The following is a 20,908-nucleotide window of genomic DNA, read 5'->3' on the forward strand; positions in this document are numbered from 1 at the left end:
TCCAATCATAGGATGAATTGGATTGGGCAAATCTTACACGACACAAGACTTGCCGCAAGCGTTGTGTCAGTTCCACTCGCAAGCGGTGATTCCGAGGACAGGATGAAGTCGAACGGACTGGTGTGGAACGACGACGAACACGCCGCGAGCCCGCATTGCGCGGGACGGCGCGGGGCAGGGCGTCAGCGGTCGAGCGGGTCGCGCGTCTCGAGCCAGGTCATCTGCGGCTTCAGGATCGCGAGGGTTGCGCGCACCGCCTTGCTTTCGTCGCGCTGCTCGATCGCGTCGAGCACCGCCTGGTGCGCCTTCATGTCGGGCTCGGGGATGTCCGCCCCGTCGAACTCGACGAGAATGTTCTCGATGTTCGCGAGGATCGAGCCGGAGAAGTAACGGTACAGCGCTTCGAGCGCATGATTGTGCGATGCCGTCGCGACGGCGATATGGAACGCACGGTCGCGCTCGACGAACTTCTTCACGTCACGGCACGCCGCGCGCTCGCCGCGCGCCTTCAGCAGCCGGCGCAGGGTCGCCAGATCGTCGTCGGTGCGCCGGCGTGCCGCATAGCGCGCGCACTCCGTTTCCAGCATGCATTGCAGTTCGAGATGGTCGCCGCGCGCCGCGCGGTCGACGTTGCGCATCGTTTCCGCGGGATCGGAATTGCGGCGCACGTAGGTGCCGTCGCCCTGACGGACTTCGAGCACGCCGGAATAGGCAAGCGTGCGCACCGCTTCGCGGACTGTGTTGCGGCCGACCGCCAGTTGCTTGGCGAGATCGAGTTCGGTCGGGATGCGCTGGCCGACGCCCCAGATGCCGGAAGTGATATTGGACTTGAGGATCTCGATCGCGGAATCGACGAGCGAGTGTCGGGGGGCCGGAGGCAGGCTGGACATGAGTGTCGCTTGAAACTTGGGATTGACACTATCCTATCATCCGATTATTCGCTTAGGCATTCAGAATAACGCTATCCGGCCATGACAAATTGCCGACCCGGCATGAATGGACGGGATGCATCGAAAGTGGCGCGAGTGCATTTGATGCATTCGACGATTGCGCGTGACGGCATTTATATTCCGGTCGCGTCAGTGAATGATTCCCATTCGCGAAATGATTCAGGCCGCCGTTGTGCGTGCGGTCTTCCTCGGGCTCGCTGCCCTTCTGTTTCGCACTGCTCATCACTGGTTTCCGGATAGTTCGACATGGTTCAACGAGTTGTCGGCCGCCGCGGGCGGCCTGGATTCACGTTGCCGCGCGCGGCGCTCAGGCGGATGCCGGGCTGGGTGGCGGCATTCGCGTGCGCTGCGTCCGCGCCGGTCGCGTTCGCGCAGGAGGCGGCCGACGCCGCCGACCCGCAGTTGCTCAAGCCGATCGCCGTCGACGGGCGGCGCGAAACCGGCGTCGGCCCGGTGCGCGGCGTGGCGGCCGACGTGTCGCGCGCCGGCACGAAGACCGACACGCCGATCGTCGAGGTGCCGCAGGGGCTGTCCGTTGTCACGCGCGAGCAGATGGACCGGCAGGACGTGCACAGCGTCGGCGACAGCCTGCGCTATACGCCCGGCGCGTATGCGGACTCGCGGGTCGGCGGCGTGCTCGAGAGCGTGTTCCTGCGCGGCTTCGGCGGCTTCGCGGCGGCGGCGATCAATCCGCAGATGCTCGACGGCCTGCCGCTGCCGAAAGGCGTGACCTGGGCGGCGAGCGTGGTCGATCCGTGGACGCTCGAACGCGTCGACGTGCTGCGCGGCCCGGCGTCGGTGCTGTACGGGCAGGCGAGCCCGGGCGGCATCGTCGACATGGTCAGCAAGCGGCCGGCCCGCGAGCCGCAGCGGCTCGTCGCCGTGCAGACCGGCAACCGTGATCGCGCGCAGGTCGCGTTCGATTTCAGCGGGCCGCTGACGCAGGACGGCCGGCTGGCGTACCGGATCGACGGCCTCGCGCGGCGCGCCGACGAGCAGATCGATCATTCGAAGCAGCAGCGGATCGTCGTCGCGCCGTCGCTGACGTGGCAGCCGGACGCCGACACGCGCTTCACGCTGCTGAGCGCCTATCAGCGCGATCCGCACAACAACTTCGCCGGCTGGCTGCCCGCGCTCGGCACGCTGCGGCCGAGCCCCGCCGGGCAGATTCCGACGCACTTCTTTCCCGGGCTGCCGGATTTCGATACGTACGATCGCAAGCAGGCGATGATCGGCTACGCGTTCGAGCATCGCTTCAATGCGGCGTGGAAGGTGCGGCAGAACCTGCGCTATACGCATCTCGACGTCGACTTCCAGGGCGCGGCCGTCAACTTCGTCGCGCCGTTCGCGGCGCCGGGCGTAGTGAACCGTTCGCTGTCGTGGTCGCGCGAGCACGTGAATCACGTCGCGCTCGACAACCAGGCCGAGGTGCGCTTCCTGACCGGGCCGGTCGAGCACACCGTGATCGCCGGGCTGTCCTACGAGCATGCGGTCGCGACGATGAGCGCGTCCGGGTTCGGCGCGGCGCCGCCGCTCGACACGCGCCATCCGGACTACGGGCAGCCGTTCGCGGTCCCGCCGCTCGCGCGGCAGACGCGGCAGACGCCGGACCGGATCGGCGTCTACCTGCAGGACCAGGTCCGCTGGGATCGCTGGGTCTTCACGCTCGGCGGCCGCGAGGAATGGGCGCGCACCGTGACCGACGACCGGCTGCACGGGAACTCGGCGCGGCAGAGCGAGCGCGCGTTCACCGGCCGCGCGGGCGCGGTCTACCTGTTCGACAGCGGCTTCGCGCCGTATCTGAGCTATTCGACGTCGTTCGAGCCGACGCTCGGCACGCGCTTCGACGGCCAGCCGTTCACGCCGACCAAGGCGGACCAGGTCGAGATCGGCGTCCGCTATCAGTCGCCGGACCAGCAGCGGATGGCGTCGATCGCCGCGTTCGACATCCATCAGCGCAACGTGGCGACCGTCGATCCCGAACATCCGTTTTTCAACGTGCAGGCGGGGGAGGTGCGTTCGCGCGGCGTCGAGCTCGAAGGGCGCGCGCGTCTCGGCAACCGCGTCGACGTGATCGCCGCGTACACCTGGCTCGACACGACCGTGCGCGCCGATTCGAATCCGGCTGTCGTCGGCAAGCGTGTCGCGGCGGTGCCGCGCCATCTCGCGTCGCTGTGGCTGAACTACGACGTTGCGCGCCCGGGCTGGCGCGGGCTGGGCGTCGGCGGCGGCGTGCGCTACATCGGACGCAGCGCGGGCGACAACGTCAACGCGTTCGACACGCCGGCCGTCATGCTCGTCGACCTCGCGCTGTCGTACGATCTTGGCGTCGAGCGGGCCGCGTTGAAGGGATGGCGCGTGGCCGCGCACGTGAACAACCTGTTCGACCGCACCTACGTGTCGTCGTGCTTTGCCGAAGGCGGCTGCTTCTACGGCCCGCGGCTGAGCGTGACGGGCGACATCAGCTATCGGTGGTGACGGCGGCCGCCATCAGCGACCGGAAGCCGACCCATCCCCAGTAGACCCGGTGGTGGACGATCAATCCCCTGTCGATATCCATCACCTCGACGAGGTCGACCTGATCGCCGTCGGGCGTTTCACGCGGATATTCCCACGTCAGCCGCCGGCCGTTCGAGAGGAACAGGCCGGTGCCGAGTGCGGGCAGCGTGACAACGATCAGCGGCGTCTCGAGCACCGCATGGTCCGCATACAGCGACATCAGGCCGTCGAGGTCGCGCGCGACGACGGTTTCGTGCCAGCGGTCGTAGATGCGGAGGATGTCTGCGTCTGAATGGGTTGTCATCGAGCGGCTCCTTGCGGAAGGTGACGATGACAATCAATCTGGCGACGCCGGAGCTGCGCACGTTTGAACGCGAACCGAAACGTGGATGCCGCGACGTAGCGGCGCGGGAAGCATGCAATCGCATGCGTCGTTCCGAACCGGGGCGAAACGGTCAACAAGCCATTTCCGAAAACGAAAAGCGCGTTCGCGCAGCCGGTCGCGTGATTCGCATGGCGTGCCCAGGTAATTGATTGATTTAGGGAATTCGATCGGTCGCGACCGACGAGCGACGGCAGTCTTCGAGATTTTCCCGAAGCAGCAAATTTGAATTGCGATTCCGGCTATTCAAGCGGGACGGCGTGCGGTCTACGATGGGTTCGACGCATCGGCGCATGAGACCGATGCAGATCGTTGCTGAAACAACCACCATGAGGCCGATATGAAATCGCTCGTTCCCGCTCTTGCCTTGTCCGCCCTCGTCGCGCTGCCGACCGCCAGCTTTGCGCAGTCGACCGGCGCGAACGGGGCCGCGACCGCCGCGCCGCAAAGCTGGTCGGCGGCGCGCGCCGAAACCGATGCGCAGCTCACGCTGCTGACGCGCGTCGGCTATCGCGCAACCACGGAGGGCAACCAGAACTATCCGCTCGCGATGCAGCGCGCGATTGCCCGTGTCCTGAATCCGGTGCCGGACCGGTCGCGTGAAGAGAAGGCCGCGATGGAAGCGCGCGCCGCGAACGACGCGCAGAGCGGACACCCGGTCAAGGCGTTCTTCGTGAAGACCGCGTATTACCTGAAGGGCGAGAACACGTTCTGATTCATGAAGCCAGCGAAAAAGACCAAGGGCGCCAAGGGCCGCCGGCCGCTGACCCGCGAGTGGCTGCTGCCGTTGCCGCCGGCGCACGTGCGCGACATCTCGCTGAAATGCCACATGGCGCTCGTTGCGCTGCGCGGCGATCACGGCCATGAGGAATTGCTGCTGCGCCTGCGCACGAGCGTCTATCTGGTGTTCGCGTCGCTCGCCGACATTCGCTCGCACGCCGCGAGCCTGGAGCTGTGTCTCGAAGCGGAGCGCGTTCTGGATGCCTGCGCGGAACGCGCGGCGAACGGCGACGCGTGGGCGCTGCGCGACGACGAGTGCGCGGCGCTGGAGCAACTGCTGACTGCGCACGATGCGTGCGTCGAGACGCTGTCGCGCAGCCGGCTCGCCGATCTGTGGCGTCACGTCTGCGCGTTCGCGCAATCCGGGATTCAGGCGCCGCTGGCGCTGGCCGTCGCGAAGATGCGCGAGCGCGAAACAAGCACAATGCACGGCATGGCCGCAGTGGCCGCCTGATCGACAACTGCCCCCGAAAGGACAAAAGGGTGTGACGGAATCGCTCCGTCACACCCTTTTTGTGCTGCCGATGCGCGCGGCGATCGTCGCCGCGCGCATCGCGCTGCAGCGCCGCCTCAGGCCGCCGCAGCCGGCTTCGCCGGCTTCTGCAGCTTGCCCTTGCCGGCGCGCTGGATTTCCTCGAGCTTGATCTCGACGTGGCGCGAGAACACGTACTCGGCCGGACGCTGATTGTCGATCGGAATGTCCGGTGCGAACGCGCCTTCGGTCTTGATGCCCTTCCGGTTCACGGCGAACGCCTTCAGCGGATGCGCGATCGTATCCATCACGGCGGTCGCTTCGAAGCCGCAGTGGACCATGCAGTCCGCGCACTTCTCGTAGTTGCCGACGCCGTAGTTGTCCCAGTTCGTGTCTTCCATCAGCTCCTTGAAGGTCTTCACGTAACCTTCGCCGACCAGGTAGCACGGCTTCTGCCAGCCGAACACGGTGCGCGCCGGGTTGCCCCACGGCGTGCACTTGTAGGTCTGGTTGCCGGCCAGGAAGTCGAGGAACAGCGACGACTGGCTGAACGACCAGCGCTTGCCGCCTTCGCCGCGCTTCAGGATTTCGCGGAACAGGTTCTTCGTCTTGTCGCGGTTCAGGAAGTGCTGCTGGTCCGGCGCGCGCTCGTACGCATAGCCCGGCGACACGGTGATGCCGTCGACGCCGATCGGCTTGAGCGTATCGAAGAACTTCGCGACGCGCTCGGGGATCGCATCGTTGAACAGCGTGCAGTTGATGTTCACGCGGAAGCCGCGGCGCTTCGCTTCCTTGATTGCCGCGACCGCCTTGTCGTACACGCCTTCCTGCGACACGGAATGGTCGTGCATGTCCTTGTCGCCGTCGAGGTGGACCGACCAGACGAAGTACGGGTTCGGCTCGTAGTCGTCCATCTTCTTTTCCATCAGGAGCGCGTTCGTGCACAGGTACACGAACTTCTTGCGCTTCATGATGCCCTTGACGATCTCCGGCATCTCCTTGTGGAGCAGCGGCTCGCCGCCGGCGATCGACACGATGGGCGCGCCGCACTCGTCGACGGCCTGCAGGCATTCCTCGACCGACAGGCGCTGGTTCAGGATCGGGTCCGGATAGTCGATCTTGCCGCAGCCGTTACAGGCGAGGTTGCAGCGGAACAGCGGCTCGAGCATCAGCGCGAGCGGATAGCGTTTGTTGCCGGACAGGTGTTGGCGCATGATGTATGCGCCGACGCGGACTTGCTGGAGCAGTGGAATAGACAAGAGTTGTCCTCCTTAAACTTCGCGGGCGACAGCTTGCGTGAGCTTCGCCGGCAGCTTGAACTCGACTTTTTCTTCACGGCCCGCCATCGTCGTGACCTCGACGGGCCCCAGCGCGCGCAGCGCGCCGATTACATCCTCGACCATCTCTTCGGGCGCCGACGCGCCGGCGGTGAGCCCCACCGTCTGCACGTCGGCGAACCATTCGGCCTTCACTTCCGAGCCGTCGGCGACGAGATAGCTCGGCACGCCGCTTTCGGTGCCGATCTCGCGCAGCCGGTTCGAGTTCGAGCTGTTCGTCGCGCCGACCACGAGCAGCACGTCGACCTGCGCGCTCAGCTCGCGCACCGCCGCCTGGCGGTTCTGCGTCGCGTAGCAGATGTCGCGCGTGTCCGGCCCGACGATGTCGGTGAACCGGCGCTGCAGCGCCTCGATGATGCCGCGCGTGTCGTCGACCGACAGCGTCGTCTGCGTGACGTACGCGACCGGCGTGTCGACCGGCAGCGTCAGCGTGTCGACCTCGGCCTCGCTCTGGACGAGCGTGACCTCGCCCGGGATCTGGCCGACCGTGCCCTCGACTTCCGGATGGCCCGCGTGGCCGATCAGGATCAGCCGGCGGCCCGCCCCGACGTACTGGCGGCCCTGCACGTGCACTTTCGTGACGAGCGGGCAGGTTGCGTCGAGCACGTCGAGCCCGCGCGCTTGCGCGTCGCGCTCGACCGTCTGGGCGACACCGTGCGCGCTGAAGATCGCGACAGCGCCGTGGGGCACCTCGTCGAGTTCTTCAACGAAGCGCGCCCCTTTATTACGCAGATTTTCAACGACGTGCCGGTTATGGACGATTTCATGACGCACATAAACCGGCGCGCCGTGCTGTTGCAGCGCGCGATCGACGATCTCGATCGCACGGACAACCCCCGCACAAAAGCCGCGGGGCTGGGCAAGGATGACTCGCATAATTGAGCGAACTCCGACGACAGACGCGGGGTTCGAGGGAGCCGGCATGCCAGCTCGATCGCCCCGACTTGATGTTATGAATGCAGGAACGACCCGGCAGGCCAGGGCCCGGCACCCCGAATTAATCGCGCATTTTAACTCTATCGGCAGGTCCTTGCTCTGGTGCCGTTTCGAACGTGTTGCAATCGCGTTGCAAGCATGGGACGGGCGTGTCGGCGCCCGCCGGCGCGGAACCCAGTAAACTAGGCGGTTTCGCAGGCTTCCTTTCGGTTGCCTGACGTCGAGCACATTTCAAGGCTTCCCCTCGATGACCGTCGATTCCTACGAATATTGCCCTGCGGCGCCGCGCGCGCGGCAGGCCGCACGCGCCGCCTTCGGCGTTTTCAATCCGACCCTGATTGCAGCGTCCGGCTCCGTCGCGGGCGGCGCCCGCCGGGAGGCGCGCCGATGATGCTGGCGATCGTGTTCCTGCTGTCCTGCCTGTCGCTGCTGATCTGGATCGTCCTGCTGGTCGCGCGCGGCGGCTTCTGGCGCGCGCAGCCGGCGCGGCCGCTGCCGCCCGACGCGCGCGGCGCGGCGGCAGCGGCCGGCTGGCCGGCCGTCGTCGCGGTCGTGCCGGCGCGCAACGAAGCCGACGTGATCGCCCGCGCGGCGACCTCGCTGCTCGAGCAGGACTATCCCGGCGCGTTTCACCTGATCATCGTCGATGACCACAGCGACGACGGCACCGCCGACGCGGCCCGCGCGGCGGCGCTCGCGATCAACCGCGCCGACCGCCTGACCGTGCTCGCCGCGAAGCCGCTGCCGGCCGGCTGGTCGGGCAAGGTGTGGGCGCAGTCGCAGGGGATCGCGGCGGTCAGCGCGCTCGGCCTGCCGGCCGACTACCTGCTGCTGACCGACGCCGACATCGGCCATCCGCCGGACGCCGTCGCCCAGCTCGTCACGCGCGCACAGGCCGAGCGTCGCGACCTGGTGTCGCTGATGGTGCGGCTGCGCTGCGATTCGTTCTGGGAAAAGGCGCTGATCCCGGCGTTCGTGTTCTTCTTCGCGAAGCTCTACCCGTTCTCGTGGATCAACGATCCGCGCAACAAGACGGCCGGCGCCGCGGGCGGATGCATGCTGGTGAAGCGCACCGCGCTCGAGGAGGCGGGCGGCATCGAGTCGATCCGCAACGCGCTGATCGACGACTGCAGCCTCGCCGCGCAGATCAAGCATCGCGGCGGCGGCCGCCATCCGATCCGGCTCGATCTCGCCGATCGCAGCGTGTCGCTGCGCCCGTACGACAGCTGGCGCGACATCTGGAACATGATCGCGCGCACCGCGTTCACGCAGCTCCACTATTCGCCGTGGCTGCTGGCCGGTACGCTGCTCGGCATGACGATCATCTATCTCGTGCCGCCCGTCGCGGCGCTGGCCTACGGCGCGCGCGCCTGGCCGGCCTGGCTCGCGTGGGCGTCGATGTGCACCGCCTATGCGCCGATGCTGCGCTACTACCGGCGCTCGCCGTGGTGGGCGCCCGTGCTGCCGCTCGTCGCGGCGTTCTACGTCGGCGCGACGTTCGCGTCCGCGTGGCGCTACTGGCGCGGCAAGGGCGGGCAGTGGAAGGCGCGGGTGCAGGCGCCGGTGGAGCGCTGAGCGCCCAGGTGTGAAAAAGGGCGGCGCAAGGCCGCCCTTCGATGGCTATCCCACCACGGATGGCCACCCCACGGATGGCCGCCCCATGCTTACCGCTGGGTGAGCATCATGTACATCTGAATCACCACGTCCGGCGAGAACGTGAACGGCACCCAGCCGAAGCCGGTGTGGCGCGCGACCAGCAGGCGGTCGCCGTTCGCTTGCTTCTGCACCGCCATCATCGGATTCTTCGTCGACACGAACCGCCAGCCGGCCGGGATGCCCGACGGCGGTTCCGGCTGCATCGACGCGCGCGCGTGCGCGAGTTCCTCGATCAACTGGCTCAGTTGCTCCGGCTGCAGCGTGATCGATTCGCCGTTGACGGTCAGCGTGATCTCGTTCTGCGACGGGCGGGCGACATGCAGCGTCGCTTTGTCCGCCGCGGCGGCGGGCGCTTCGGAAGTCGCCAGCGCTGACGCGGATTCCGGTGCCGCGGCGGTTTCGGCTTCGGTTGCCGCAGGCGCGGGCGCGTCGGTGGCCGGTGCGGCTGCTGCTTCCGGCGCGTCCGCGATTTCCACGGCTTCCACGGCTTCCACAGTTTCAGACGACGCGGCCCCGTTGACGACGGCTTCGACGAGCGCTTCGGCGTCGGCGATGGCCTTTTCATGACGCTGCGCGGCGGCTTCGGCTTCCGCGAGCGCCAACGTGTGGCGCTGCGTGATGGCTTCGGCTTGCGCGGTCGCCTCGGCATGGCGCTGCGCGGCGGCTTCGGCCTGCGCGATCGCTTCGGTGTGGCGCTGCGTAACGGCTTCGGCCTGCGCGGTCGCCTCGGCATGGCGCTGCGCGGCGGCTTCGGCCTCGGCGATGGCTTCGGCATGGCGCTGCGCGACGGCTTCGGCCTGCGCGGCGGCATCGGCCTGGCGTTGCGCGGCGGCCTGCGCGTCGGCGATCGCAACCGCGTGACGTTGCGCGGCGGCCTCGGCTTCCGCGGCGGCGGCGGCATGGCGCTGCGCAGCGGCTTCCGCTTCGGTCGCGGCGGCGTCGTGACGCTGCGCGGCGGCCTCGGCCTCGGCGATCGCGGCCGCATGGCGCTGCGATGCGGCTTCGGCGTCCGCGTGGCGTTGCGCGAGCGCTTCGGTCAGCGCGGTCGCTTCCGCGTGGCGTTGCACGGCGGCATCGGCCTGCGCGGCGGCGTCGGCGTGGCGCTGCGCGGCCGCTTGCGCTTCGGCGCTCGCTGCGGTGTGGCGCTGCAGTGCGGCTTCGGCCTCGGCGGCCGCTTGGGCATGGCGCTGCGCGGCAGCTTGCGCGTCGGCCTCGGCCGCGGCATGACGTTGGGCGGCCGCGTCGGCTTCCGCCGCGGCCGCGCGCGCGAACGCTTCTGCGCTGCGTGCCGCCTGCTGGGCGGCGTGTTGATCGTGGAGGAGCTGATCGACGCCGGCATTGAGCGCATCGATCTGATCGTTCAGGTTCATGCGTGCTTTCTCTACGTAAGACCCGCGATTTTACCTGCTGCGCCGATGCCGGTCCGCGTGCGACGTGTAACAAAGTGCGCAAAGCGGCGCGATGCGCGCCGCTTTGTGTTATTTCAGGTAGCCCGCCGAGCGGAACCAGTCGAGCGCGTCGCGCAGCCCGTCGCGGTACGGCCGGGCGCGATAGCCGAGCTCACGCTCGGCCTTCGCGGACGTGAAATACATCTTGTTCTTCGACATCCGCAGCCCGTCGACGGTGACGAACGGCTCCTTCTTCGTGAACTTCGCGACCGCCTCCGCGCCCACCGCGAGCGGGTACAGCGGCCAGCGCGGCAGTGCGAGCGTCGGCGCCTTGCGGCCGGTCATCTGCGCGATGTCGGCGAGCATCTGCTGCAGCGGCAGGTTCTCGCCGCCGAGGATGTAGCGCTCGCCGATGCGGCCGTGCTCCAGCGCGAGGAAGTGGCCGTTCGCGACGTCGTCGACGTGCACGAGGTTCAGCCCCGTGTCGACGAACGCGGGAATCTTGCCGAGCGCGGCCTCGACGATGATGCGGCCGGTCGGCGTCGGCTTCACGTCGCGCGGGCCGATCGGCGTCGACGGATTGACGATTACCGCGGGCAGCCCTTCGTCGGCGATCATCCGCTCGACCGCGCGCTCGGCGAGCACCTTGCTGCGCTTGTACACGCCGATCGCCTGCTCGGGCGTGAGCGGCCGGTTCTCGTCGGCCGGGTCGCCCGCGCTCGTCACCTTCAGCGTCGCGACGCTGCTCGTGTAGACGATCCGCTCGACGCCCTCGGCGCGCGCCGCGCGCATCGTCGCGACCGCGCCTTCGAGGTTCGCGCGCTCGATCTCGAGCGGGTCGGGCGCCCACAGGCGGTAGTCGGCGGCGACGTGCAGCAGGTAGCGCACACCGCGCAGCGCGGTGCGCATCGACGCTTCGTCGCGCATGTCGCCGGTGACGATCTCGGCGTCGAGATCCGCGACGTTCGTGCGCGGGCTGGTCGGGCGCACGAGCACGCGCACCGCGTAGCCCTTCTGCTGCGCGATGCGCGCAACGGCCGAGCCGACGAAACCGGACGCGCCGGTGACCAGAACGAGATCGCGGGATGTATCAGTCATGCAAGTCGAGTCCTCATGGCCGCGCGCGGGCGGCGCGGCGGTTGTGCATCGTGCGAGATTGTACGTGTTCGGCGCGGGGGGAGACGGGCACTGACATGGTGCGGCCGGCGCGACTACAATGCCGGGCTTGGATGCAACAGCAAGGTGATGAGGATGAGCCGCGACGACCATGACGAACGGATTGAAACCTACTACGTGCGGGTGCGCGGCATCGTGCAGGGCGTAGGCTTCCGTCATGCGACGGTGCGCGAGGCGCACGCGCTGAAGCTGCGCGGCTGGGTCGCGAACCTCGAAGACGGCAGCGTCGAGGCGATGCTCCAGGGCCCCGGCGCGCAGATCGACCGGATGCTCGCGTGGCTGCGGCACGGGCCGCCGGCGGCGCGCGTGACCGAGGTGACGTTCGAGGAGCGGCAGACCGACAAGCGCTTCGAACGGTTCCAGCAGCAGTGAGCGGGCGATGACGGGGTATCCGGAGGCCGGGCGCGGGCTCGTGCTGTCGGTGACGGCGTCGATGCTGTTCGCGCTGTTGTCGGCATATGCAAAGCTGCTCGCGCCGCTCACGGGGCTCGACATCTTCGCGTGGCGGGTTTTGTGGACCGCGCCGGGCGCGCTCGCGCTGATCGCGCTGCGCGGCCGCTGGCCGGCCCTGGTCGCGCTGGTCGGTCGGGCCGCGCGCGACTGGCGCCTGCTGATCGCGCTGCCCGCGAGCGCCGCGCTGCTCGGCGTGCAGCTGTGGCTGTTCCTGTGGGCGCCGCTGCACGGGCGGATGCTCGAAGTGTCGCTCGGCTACTTCCTGCTGCCGCTGACGATGGTGCTCGTCGGCCGCTTCTACTATCACGAGCGGCTCGATCCGCTGCAATGGGCGGCGATCGCGTGCGCGGCGCTCGGCGTTGCGCACGAGGTGTGGGTGACGCGCGCGTTCGCGTGGCCGACGCTCGTCGTCGCGCTCGGCTATCCGCCGTATTTCGTGCTGCGCCGGCGGATCAATGCCGATTCGCTGGCCGCGTTCGCCGTCGAGGTGGCGCTGCTGTGCCCGGTCGCCGCCGTGTTGGCCGTGACGAGCGCGACGCCGCTCGCCGGCCATCCCGCGCTGTGGGCGCTGCTGCTGCCCGGGCTCGGCGCGCTCAGCACGCTCGCGCTGGCGAGCTACCTGAAGGCGAGCCGGATGCTGCCGATGGCGCTGTTCGGCATCCTCGGCTACGTCGAGCCGGTGCTGCTCGTCGTGGTGTCGCTGCTATTGCTCGGCGAGACGCTCACGGTCGCGAAGCTCGCGACCTACGGGCCGATCTGGGTCGCGGTCGCGCTGACCGCGTGGCACAGCGCGATGCTGATGCGGCGCTTGCCCGCTCGCTGAACGTGGCGTGACTGCCGCAGCGTCGACGCGCGAGGCGATCGCACGCTGTCTGCAGGCTGACCGCCGACTGACCACCCGCTGACGTTGCACTGACCGCGCCGCCCGCTTCTCCCGCGCGGCGCGTCGCAGATTGCGCACCTGTAATCGAACAGAAGATTCGGTTGCACTTTGTTACTTAGGGTCTCCCCTGAGCGGCCACTAGACTGACCTGACCGTCATTCCTTCGTATGCCGCCTTCCGATGAACGGTCCTCTCCCTGCCCGGCCAGCCGGGTTGGCGCGACACGAGCATACGCGTATCGCCGCTGACCGCGCGCGCCGCGCCGCCGATCCGCGAGCGCGAACATGTCCGTGAGCGCGCCGTCCTCCACCCATGCGCCGCACGGCGGCCGCCTGATCGAAGTCGATTTCTTCCGGGGCGTCGTGCTGCTGATGATCGTCGTCGACCACATCAACGCGAGCGTGCTGTCGCGCGTGACGTTGCACGCATTCGCGCTGTGCGACGCCGCCGAGGTGTTCGTGTTTCTCGGCGGCTTCGCGACTGCGAGCGCGTATGTCGCGATCGCGGAACGGCACGGCGCGCGCGCCGCGCAGCGGCGGTTCGTGGGCCGCGCGATGCAGCTCTATCGCGCGTTCCTCGCGACGTCGACGCTGATGCTCGTCGTGTCCGCGGTGCTCGACCATTACGGCATTGACGCGCCGAACCTCGCGCTCGATGACGTCAGCGTGATGCTCGCGACGCCGTTGACGGGGCTCGCCGAGCTGCTCACGTTCCAGCGCCAGCCGTATCTCGCGGCGGTGCTGCCGATGTACGTGCTGTTCGCGCTGGCGGCGCCGGCGCTCGTGCCGTGGGCGCGCCGGCGTCCGTGGCTGCTCGCCGCCGCGAGCGTGTCGTCGTGGCTTGCCGCGGGCTGGCTCGGCCCCGAGCTGCTGGATAGCGACACGTTCCACTGGAGCTTCAACCCGTTCGCATGGCAACTGGTGTTCGCGGCCGGCGTGCTTGCGCGCTGCCAGCCCGTCTACCGGCGCGTCGCGCTCGGGCGGTGGGCCGCCGCGGCGACCGGTGTCGCGTGCGCAGTCGTGCTGGCCTGCGCGAGCGTCAAGCTGTTCTCGGGCCTGCCGCTGCCGGAGGGGATGATGAAGCGTGACCTGGCGTTCGCGCGCGTGGTGAACTTCGCGGCGATCGCGTGGCTGATGGCGGATTGCGTGCGCTACGGCTGGGTCGCGCGGATCGCGCAGGCGGTGCGCCCGGTCGTCGCGGTCGGCCAGCGCGGGCTGATGTGCTTCGTCGCGGGGGCCGCGATCTCGCTGACGCTCGATTCGCTGCTGCATCCGGCGCCGCATGCGATCGGCGTCGGACTGGCCTCGGATGCGTGTGCGCTGGGCCTGATGATGGCGCTCGCAAGTTCGGGGACGTGGCTGGCGCGGCGGCGCGGGGCGGCCGCGTGAACGGCGTGCGCGATGCGCGGGCGCTAGTGAGGTGAGCCGATACGGGAGCGGGGCACGGGCGGTGCGTCGTCGGTGTCCGCTTCGCCGCGATCGCCGGCGTCGTCGTCGTTCCGTTCGGCGAGCACCGCGTCGGCTTCGGCGGCCGCCTTCGCGGCGCGCAGCGCGGTGCAGCGTTGCGCGCGCCGGATATCCGACAGCATCCTCAAGAGCCGCGTCGTCTTGCTTTTCATGATGTTCTCCTGCCTGTCGCGCGTCTCGTCGGAAGCGCTCCCTGCAACCAGTGTAGGACGGGCGCGGGGAATCGGCAGGAGAATGTGGCGCGCACGCAGCGCGCCAAGGGATTTCACTGAGCCGCGACGGCTGCCGTTGCCGACGTTGCCTCTTCGCGGCGCTCTTCGACGCAGCGCTGATGCTGGCGCGACAGGCGGTTCATCATCGGCAGCAGCAGCAGCGCGAGCAGCATGCCGATCGCGGCGAGCCAGCCGAGCTTCTCGAACAGCGACAGGTAGAGCGGCAGCGATTCGGTCGCCGGCAGGTCGTGCGACGGCATCTGCGCGAAGTTCGCGACCACGCTGCCCAGATACTGCGACACGCCGGTCGCGACGAAGTACGCGCCCATCATGAAGCCGCTCATGCGCGCCGGCACGTAGCGGGCGATCATCGCGAGGCCGAGGCCGCTCACCAGCAGTTCGCCGAGCGAGTAGAGGCCGTAGCCCCACACCATGAACCACGACGACACGCGGCCGTCGACCGCGTAGCGGCCGCTGATCGTGAACACGAGGTAGCCCAGCGCGACCACGGCGAAGCCGAGCGCGTATTTCGCGGCGACCGGGAAATCGCGGCCGTGCTTCGAGAACTGGTTGTAGATGAACACGAGCACCGGGCTCAGCACCATGATCCAGATCGGGTTGAGCGCCTGGAACTGCGCGGCGCTCCACGTGAACAGCGTCGTGCCGAACAGGATGAAGCGCGGATCGACGTTGCGCAGTGCGAACAGCGTGAGCGACGTCGACATCTGCACGTAGAAGATGAAGAACAGGATCACCTGGCCGATCAGCACGAGCGCCGCGATCAGGCCGGCGCGCTCCGAGCGCTCCGACTTCGCGATCATGTACACGAAGATCGCGAGGATCGCGAACGCCGCGGCCCACACGCTCGCGACCGCGAGCTGCTTGTGCTGCAGCACGTACAGCGTGACGAGCGCGAGCGCGACGCCGCCGGCCGCGACCGTGCCGAGGCGCTTCCAGCGGATCGGCTCGTCGTCGGGCTGCGAGCCGATGTGCGCGAGCGTGCGATGCATCAGCACGAAGTTGAGGATCGCGAGCAGCATGCCGCCGCAGCAGACCGCGAACGCGGTGTGCCAGCCCCAGTGGTCCTTGATCCACGGCGTCACGAGTATCGACGCGGTCGAGCCGATGTTGACGGCCATGTAGTAGATCGTGAATGCGCTGTCGATGCGTGCATCGTCGCCTTCGTAGATCCGGCGCACGAGGTTCGCGGCGTTCGACTTGAACAGGCCGTTGCCGACCACGATCACGCCGAGCGACATGTACATGTAGGCGAGCTGGTCGTTCGGCACCGCGAGCATCAGGTAGCCGGTACACAGCACCGCGGCGCCGATGATCATCGCGCGGCGCGCGCCGAGCACCTTGTCGCCGATCCAGCCGCCGATCGACGGCGACGCGTAGACGAGCGCGGTGAACGCGCCCCAGGTCAGGTTCGCATGGCTGTCGGTGAAGCCGAGCTTGTCGACCATGAAGAGGACGAGAAGCGCCGCCATGCCGTAGTAGCCGAAGCGCTCCCACATCTCGATGAGGAAGACCGTCGTAAACGATCGGGTTTGGGAAACAGGTGAAGGTGAATGCATGTCAATCTCGGTTCAAGCGGGCGGCGCGGATCGCGCGCTGCCAAGGGTCGATCTGGTGCCTGCGCGTATCGGCCGGGTAGGCAGCGCGAAGGCGGCGGCAAAATCGGGCGGGCCGGCCCACGTCGGGGTCAGTCGCTTCCCGTGACAGGCGGCGCGAGGCCTCGGCCGGCGCGCGACTGGTAACGTTGACAGGTGTGCTGCGTCAGGTCCGCACCACACCGGGAAATCCCTGACGTGTCAGGAGTTTTAAGGAAAATTCGTCTCGTCATGTCTTTGTAAGCTTGCGTCAAGTGCCTCGGCAATATCCCGGAGAGCCGCTTGCAGCTTGCCTGTGAAGGCGTCGAGTCTGGCAAGATAGCGCGTTTTGCGGCGTGAGCCGAACGGTGTTTAGCGCACCGCGCGCAGCGCTTGAGACGCACGTAAACCCGAAGACTAAGCTATATCGTTCTAACTTAGTTATTTTCCATCAAACATTTTTTGACGACCCCTTTTCGGCCTGTTATGGTTCCCCCCACTGAAAACACGCGACCAGCCGAAGCTGGCGCCGCGCTGGGCAGCAAGATTCGCGCGTTGCGCCAGCGACTGAAACGCACGCTCGATGAAACGGCAACTGCCGCGGGTATTTCGAAACCGTTTCTGTCGCAGGTCGAACGCGGGCTCGCGTCGCCGTCGCTGACGTCGCTGGCCGGCATTGCGCAGGCACTCGGCGTGACGGTGCAGTACTTCGTCGAAACGCCGAGCGAGGAGCGTTCGGTGTGCCGCGGCGAGCAGCTGCGCTTCTTCGGGTTTGCCGATTCGGCCAACCTGTTCGCGCGGCTCACGAACGTGACGGAAGGGCGTCAGCTCGAGGCGATTCTCGTGCGGCTGCCGCCGGGACAGACGCGGTCGGAAGTAACGACGCATGCAGGAGAGGAATTCCTGTATGTGATCGAAGGGGAAGTGTCGTTGACGCTGGAAGGCAGGACGTTCGTGCTGCAGGCCGGCGACAGCGCGCACTATCAGTCGACGGTCCCGCACAGCTGGGCCAACACCGCGAAGATCGAGTCGGTGGTGGTCTGGGTCGGAACGCCGAGGCTGTTCTAACGCACAGGTATTCCTTCGTTCCAGCGACGGACTACCTGTCGAAAGGAACGTAAGGAATACTAAGATGCCATACGAGATTCACGGGCCTCCTCAATCGCTGAACACGGCAGCGTCCTACGTGTAACGCGCGGCGTCCCGCCGCGTCACACGCACCGAAAACCCACCAAGTACTGACACGATGAAATCCTTGCATGCCATGTCGGCCGTGCTGGCCGCGCTCGCCCTGACGACGCAGTCCGCATCCGCCGTTACCGTTCCGTCGAACGTCGCGCTCGCCGCGCAACAGGACCTGACGCGTCAGGTGCCCGCCGAAGTCGAATCCCTCGACCCCGCGCACATCGAGTCGTGGACCGGCAACACGATCGGCCTCGACCTGTTCGAAGGGCTCGCCCGCATCGATGCGGGCGGCCAGGTCGTGCCGGGCGTCGCGTTGTCGTGGGAGCGCAAGACGCCGGAAACGTGGGTCTTCAAGCTGCGCCGCGATGCGAAGTGGAGCAACGGCCAGCCGGTGACCGCGGCCGATTTCGTCTATGCGTGGCAGCGTCTCGTCGATCCGAAGACGGGCTCGAAGTACACGATCCTCGTCGAGTTCGTGAAGAACTCGAAGGACATCATCGCCGGCAAGGCAGCGCCGTCGACGCTCGGCGTGCGCGCGGTCGACCCGTACACGCTCGAGGTCACGACTGACGCGCCGGTCGCGTTCTTCCCGGAACTGACCGCGATGGTGCCGCTCGCGCCGGTGAACAAGGACACGGTGACGAAGCTCGGCGACGCATGGACGCGCCCGGGCAACATCGTCAGCAACGGCGCGTACCAGCTCGTCGACTGGCAGCCGAACAACCGCATCGTGATCACGAAGGCCGCGAAGTACTGGAATGCGCCCAAGGTCGTGATCAACAAGGTCACGTACCTGCCGATCGAAAGCGACGAGACCGCGATGCGCATGTACCAGGCCGGCCAGATCGACTACAGCTATTCGATTCCGTCGGGCATCTTCCAGCAGGTCAGCAAGCAGTTCGGCGGCGAACTGCGCCCGGGCCTGCAGCTCGCGACGTACTACTACTACCTGAACAACAGCGACGCGGCGCTGAAGGACAAGCGCGTGCGCCAGGCGCTGTCGATGGTGATCGATCGCGACGTGCTGACGTCGAAGCTCACGCAGGCAGGCGAAAAGCCGATGTACGGGCTGATGCCGAACGGCACGAAGGGCGTGCAGTCGTTCACGCCGGAATGGGCGTCGTGGCCGATGGCCAAGCGCGTCGAAGCCGCGAAGAACCTGCTGAAGCAGGCCGGCTACTCGGACGCGAAGCCGCTGTCGTTCACGCTGACGTACAACACCAACGACCTGCACAAGAAGGTCGCGCTGTTCACCGCGTCGGAATGGCGCACGAAGCTCGGCGTCAACACGAAGCTCGAGAACGTCGAGTTCAAGGTGCTGATGAAGGAGCGGCATGACGGCAAGGTGCAGATCGCGCGCGACGGCTGGTTCGCCGACTACAACGACGCGATGACGTTCTTCGACCTGATCCGCTGCGGCAGCTCGCAGAACACCGTCGGCTACTGCAACAAGCAGGCCGACACGCTCGTCGACGAAGGCAACCAGAAGCTCGACGACAAGGCGCGCGCCGCGCTGCTCACGCAGGCGCACGACGCGGCGATGAACGACACGCCGATGGTGCCGCTGTTCCAGTACTCGGCCGACCGTCTCGTGAAGCCGTACGTCGGCGGCTACTCGCTGAAGAACGTGATCGACATGCGTGCTTCGCAGGACATGTACCTGATCAAGCACTGAGCGGAGCGATCATGCTGGCCTACGCTTTGAGACGCACGTTGTGGGCGGTGCCGACGATCCTCGCGGTCATCACCGTCTGCTACCTGCTGCTGCATTTCACGCCCGGCGGCCCGTTCGATACGGAGAAGCAGCTGTCCGCCGCGACGCTCGCGAACCTGAACGCCAAGTACCACCTCGACGAGCCGATGTGGAAGCAGTACCTGCTGTACCTGGACGCGCTGCTGCACGGCGATCTCGGCCCGTCGTTCCGCTACGTCGACTGGTCGGTCAACGATCTCGTGAAGAAGGCGCTGCCGGTGAGTCTCGGCGTGGGCGGCATCTCGATCCCGATCTCGATCGTGTGCGGCGTGCTGCTCGGCACCGTCGCCGCGGTGCGCCGCGACAGCGTCATCGACCGCTTCGTGATGCTGATCGGCAACTTCGGCAACGTCGTGCCGCCGTTCGTGCTCGGCCCGGTGCTCGTGTGGATCTTCGCGATCCTGCTGAAGACGTCGGCCGGCAACGGCTGGCTGCCCGCGGGCGGCTGGGGCGACGGCGGCTGGCAGTACCGGCTGCTGCCGATCGTGCTGCTGACGTTCATCAACGTGTCGCTGCTCGCGCGCGTGATGCGCGGCTCGATGATCGAGACGCTGTCGAGCAACTACATCCGCACCGCGCGCGCGAAAGGGCTGCCCGGCTCGACGATCGTGCTGCGCCATGCGCTCAAGCCCGCGCTGATGCCGGTCGTGTCGCTGTTCGGCACGGTCTGCATCACGTCGATCACGGCGGCCGTCGTCACCGAGTCGGTGTTCGCGCTGCCGGGGCTCGGGCAGCTCGTCGTGAACGGCGCGATCAACCGGGACTACACGCTGGTGCTCGGCCTCGTCGTGCTGACGACCGTCTGCGCGGTGCTGTTCAACCTGCTGGTCGACCTCGCGTACGCGTGGCTCGATCCGCGCATCCGTTATTGAGCGAGGCATAGCGATGACCCCGACTACTCCCGTCGTCGGCCTGCCCGCGCAGACCGACACGCCGCCGCGCTCGCGCTCGCCGCTCGCGCTGGCGCTCTCCCGCTTCCTGCACAACCGCGCGGCGGTGCTGAGCCTCGTGCTGCTCGTGCTGGTCACGCTCGCGTGCTTCGTTGGCCCGTGGCTGCTGGCGGCCGATCCGGCCGCGAGCGACTGGGGCTCGATCAGCCTGCCGCCGACCTGGGCGAACCAGCACTGGTTAGGCACCGACGAGCTCGGCCGCGACCTGCTCGTGCGCACGCTGATCGGCGGGCGCGTGTCGATCGAGGTCGGCCTGCTCGGCACGCTCGTGTCGGGCCTGTTCGGCGTCGCGTGGGGCGCGACCGCGGGCTTCGCGGGCGGCCGCGTCGATTCCGTGATGATGCGCATCGTCGACATGATGTACGCGATCCCGTACCTGCTGATCGCGATCCTGATGATGACGCTGTTCGGCCGCTCGTTCATCCTCGTCGTGCTGACGATCAGCGCGTTCTCGTGGATCGACATGGCGCGCGTCGTGCGCGGCCAGACGCTGTCGCTGCGCAACCGCGAATTCGTCGACGCGGCGCGCGCGATCGGCGTGTCGCCGACGTCGATCGTGCGGCGCCACGTCGTGCCGAACCTGCTCGGCGTGGTCGTCGTGTACGCGACGGTCTCGGTGCCGAACATCGTGCTGACCGAATCGGTGCTGTCGTTCCTCGGTCTCGGCGTGCAGGAGCCGATGACGAGCTGGGGCGTGCTGATCCAGGACGGCGCGCAGAAACTCGAATCGATGCCGTGGCTGCTGCTGGCCCCGGCCGTCATGCTGTGCGTGACGCTCTACTGCGTGAACTTCGTCGGCGATGGCCTGCGTGACGCGCTCGACCCGAAGGATCGCTGA

The 20,908-nt window shown here is 67.6% G+C and carries 22 protein-coding genes; 13 read left to right on the plus strand and 9 right to left on the minus strand.

Translation table 11 applies throughout. The features are described 5' to 3' along the window. Positions 1 to 182: 182 nt before the first annotated feature. On the minus strand, positions 183 to 890 hold the full coding sequence (locus tag ACFIMZ_RS19480) for a FadR/GntR family transcriptional regulator (RefSeq protein ID WP_431823988.1): 708 nt from the start codon (positions 888 to 890) through the stop codon (positions 183 to 185). 52 nt (positions 891 to 942) lie between these two features. Further along, complete coding sequence (locus tag ACFIMZ_RS19485) at positions 943 to 1,173, minus strand: hypothetical protein (RefSeq protein WP_431823989.1); 231 nt, start codon at positions 1,171 to 1,173, stop codon at positions 943 to 945. A gap of 23 nt (positions 1,174 to 1,196) precedes the next feature. On the opposite strand from ACFIMZ_RS19485, the gene ACFIMZ_RS19490 reads away from it, so the two are divergent. Then, positions 1,197 to 3,428 carry a TonB-dependent siderophore receptor gene (locus tag ACFIMZ_RS19490; RefSeq protein WP_431823990.1) on the plus strand — a complete coding sequence of 744 codons (2,232 nt, stop codon included), beginning with the start codon at positions 1,197 to 1,199 and terminating at the stop codon, positions 3,426 to 3,428. Here the strand turns inward: ACFIMZ_RS19490 and ACFIMZ_RS19495 are convergent. Beyond that, a complete protein-coding gene (locus tag ACFIMZ_RS19495) occupies positions 3,412 to 3,753 on the minus strand; it encodes a nuclear transport factor 2 family protein (RefSeq protein ID WP_431823991.1) in 342 nt (113 codons plus the stop codon). The genes ACFIMZ_RS19490 and ACFIMZ_RS19495 overlap by 17 nt on opposite strands. 26 nt (positions 3,754 to 3,779) lie before the next feature. Here ACFIMZ_RS19495 and ACFIMZ_RS19500 point away from each other — a divergent pair, with 26 nt between their 5' ends. The 3 genes from ACFIMZ_RS19500 (at position 3,780) to ACFIMZ_RS19510 (ending at position 5,065) form a co-directional block, all read left to right on the plus strand. After that, positions 3,780 to 3,983: a hypothetical protein gene (locus tag ACFIMZ_RS19500; protein ID WP_431823992.1), complete on the plus strand. Its 204-nt coding sequence runs from the start codon at positions 3,780 to 3,782 to the stop codon at positions 3,981 to 3,983. Positions 3,984 to 4,171: 188 nt separating this feature from the next. After that, entirely contained in the window at positions 4,172 to 4,546 is a 375-nt protein-coding gene (locus ACFIMZ_RS19505) for a hypothetical protein (protein WP_431823993.1), read from the plus strand. Between the two features lie 3 nt (positions 4,547 to 4,549). Further along, the gene (locus ACFIMZ_RS19510) at positions 4,550 to 5,065 is read left to right on the plus strand and encodes a hypothetical protein (protein ID WP_431823994.1); all 516 of its coding nucleotides are present in this window, start codon (positions 4,550 to 4,552) and stop codon (positions 5,063 to 5,065) included. Between the two features lie 116 nt (positions 5,066 to 5,181). Here ACFIMZ_RS19510 and hpnH read toward each other — a convergent pair whose 3' ends face one another. Together hpnH and ispH are read right to left on the minus strand one after the other, a co-directional pair. Next, on the minus strand, positions 5,182 to 6,342 hold the full coding sequence (hpnH, locus tag ACFIMZ_RS19515; protein ID WP_431823995.1) for an adenosyl-hopene transferase HpnH: 1,161 nt from the start codon (positions 6,340 to 6,342) through the stop codon (positions 5,182 to 5,184). Between the two features lie 12 nt (positions 6,343 to 6,354). Continuing rightward, positions 6,355 to 7,296 carry a 4-hydroxy-3-methylbut-2-enyl diphosphate reductase gene (gene ispH / locus ACFIMZ_RS19520; RefSeq protein WP_431823996.1) on the minus strand — a complete coding sequence of 314 codons (942 nt, stop codon included), beginning with the start codon at positions 7,294 to 7,296 and terminating at the stop codon, positions 6,355 to 6,357. Between the two features lie 307 nt (positions 7,297 to 7,603). Between ispH and ACFIMZ_RS19525 the strand changes: the two genes are divergently transcribed. Beyond that, entirely contained in the window at positions 7,604 to 7,747 is a 144-nt protein-coding gene (locus tag ACFIMZ_RS19525) for a hypothetical protein (protein WP_431823997.1), read from the plus strand. Next, on the plus strand, positions 7,744 to 8,931 hold the full coding sequence (locus tag ACFIMZ_RS19530) for a glycosyltransferase (RefSeq protein ID WP_431823998.1): 1,188 nt from the start codon (positions 7,744 to 7,746) through the stop codon (positions 8,929 to 8,931). The genes ACFIMZ_RS19525 and ACFIMZ_RS19530 overlap by 4 nt, the downstream gene beginning before the upstream one ends. Positions 8,932 to 9,020: 89 nt before the next feature. Here the strand turns inward: ACFIMZ_RS19530 and ACFIMZ_RS19535 are convergent, their stop codons facing one another. Both ACFIMZ_RS19535 and hpnA read right to left on the minus strand, forming a co-directional pair. Further along, positions 9,021 to 10,382 (minus strand): phage tail protein, encoded by a 1,362-nt coding sequence (locus tag ACFIMZ_RS19535; protein WP_431823999.1) that lies wholly within the window; start codon positions 10,380 to 10,382, stop codon positions 9,021 to 9,023. 108 nt (positions 10,383 to 10,490) lie between these two features. Continuing rightward, on the minus strand, positions 10,491 to 11,498 hold the full coding sequence (gene hpnA / locus ACFIMZ_RS19540; RefSeq protein WP_010090176.1) for a hopanoid-associated sugar epimerase: 1,008 nt from the start codon (positions 11,496 to 11,498) through the stop codon (positions 10,491 to 10,493). A 153-nt stretch (positions 11,499 to 11,651) separates the two neighbouring features. Between hpnA and ACFIMZ_RS19545 the strand changes: the two genes are divergently transcribed. The 3 genes from ACFIMZ_RS19545 to ACFIMZ_RS19555 all read left to right on the plus strand — a co-directional run bounded on the left by ACFIMZ_RS19545 (position 11,652) and on the right by ACFIMZ_RS19555 (position 14,300). After that, positions 11,652 to 11,948 carry an acylphosphatase gene (locus tag ACFIMZ_RS19545; protein WP_431824000.1) on the plus strand — a complete coding sequence of 99 codons (297 nt, stop codon included), beginning with the start codon at positions 11,652 to 11,654 and terminating at the stop codon, positions 11,946 to 11,948. A 7-nt stretch (positions 11,949 to 11,955) separates the two neighbouring features. After that, positions 11,956 to 12,852 carry an EamA family transporter RarD gene (gene rarD, locus ACFIMZ_RS19550; protein WP_431824001.1) on the plus strand — a complete coding sequence of 299 codons (897 nt, stop codon included), beginning with the start codon at positions 11,956 to 11,958 and terminating at the stop codon, positions 12,850 to 12,852. A 344-nt stretch (positions 12,853 to 13,196) separates the two neighbouring features. Next, positions 13,197 to 14,300, plus strand: a complete 1,104-nt coding sequence (locus tag ACFIMZ_RS19555) for an OpgC domain-containing protein (RefSeq protein ID WP_431824002.1) — start codon at positions 13,197 to 13,199, stop codon at positions 14,298 to 14,300. A gap of 23 nt (positions 14,301 to 14,323) precedes the next feature. Here the strand turns inward: ACFIMZ_RS19555 and ACFIMZ_RS19560 are convergent, their stop codons facing one another. Together ACFIMZ_RS19560 and ACFIMZ_RS19565 are read right to left on the minus strand one after the other, a co-directional pair. Next, complete coding sequence (locus ACFIMZ_RS19560) at positions 14,324 to 14,530, minus strand: hypothetical protein (protein ID WP_431824003.1); 207 nt, start codon at positions 14,528 to 14,530, stop codon at positions 14,324 to 14,326. Between the two features lie 113 nt (positions 14,531 to 14,643). After that, positions 14,644 to 16,167 (minus strand): peptide MFS transporter, encoded by a 1,524-nt coding sequence (locus ACFIMZ_RS19565; protein WP_431824004.1) that lies wholly within the window; start codon positions 16,165 to 16,167, stop codon positions 14,644 to 14,646. Positions 16,168 to 16,668: 501 nt separating this feature from the next. Between ACFIMZ_RS19565 and ACFIMZ_RS19570 the strand changes: the two genes are divergently transcribed. From ACFIMZ_RS19570 to ACFIMZ_RS19585, 4 genes are all read left to right on the plus strand, one after another. After that, the gene (locus tag ACFIMZ_RS19570; RefSeq protein ID WP_029226270.1) at positions 16,669 to 17,250 is read left to right on the plus strand and encodes a cupin domain-containing protein; all 582 of its coding nucleotides are present in this window, start codon (positions 16,669 to 16,671) and stop codon (positions 17,248 to 17,250) included. Positions 17,251 to 17,428: 178 nt separating this feature from the next. Continuing rightward, on the plus strand, positions 17,429 to 19,042 hold the full coding sequence (locus ACFIMZ_RS19575) for a peptide ABC transporter substrate-binding protein (RefSeq protein WP_431824005.1): 1,614 nt from the start codon (positions 17,429 to 17,431) through the stop codon (positions 19,040 to 19,042). Between the two features lie 11 nt (positions 19,043 to 19,053). After that, complete coding sequence (locus tag ACFIMZ_RS19580; RefSeq protein WP_431824006.1) at positions 19,054 to 19,992, plus strand: ABC transporter permease subunit; 939 nt, start codon at positions 19,054 to 19,056, stop codon at positions 19,990 to 19,992. A 13-nt stretch (positions 19,993 to 20,005) separates the two neighbouring features. Further along, positions 20,006 to 20,908: an ABC transporter permease gene (locus ACFIMZ_RS19585; protein ID WP_431824007.1), complete on the plus strand. Its 903-nt coding sequence runs from the start codon at positions 20,006 to 20,008 to the stop codon at positions 20,906 to 20,908.

The organism is Burkholderia sp. F1, from assembly GCF_050813845.1.
GTDB classification, from domain to species: Bacteria; Pseudomonadota; Gammaproteobacteria; order Burkholderiales; family Burkholderiaceae; genus Burkholderia; species Burkholderia ubonensis.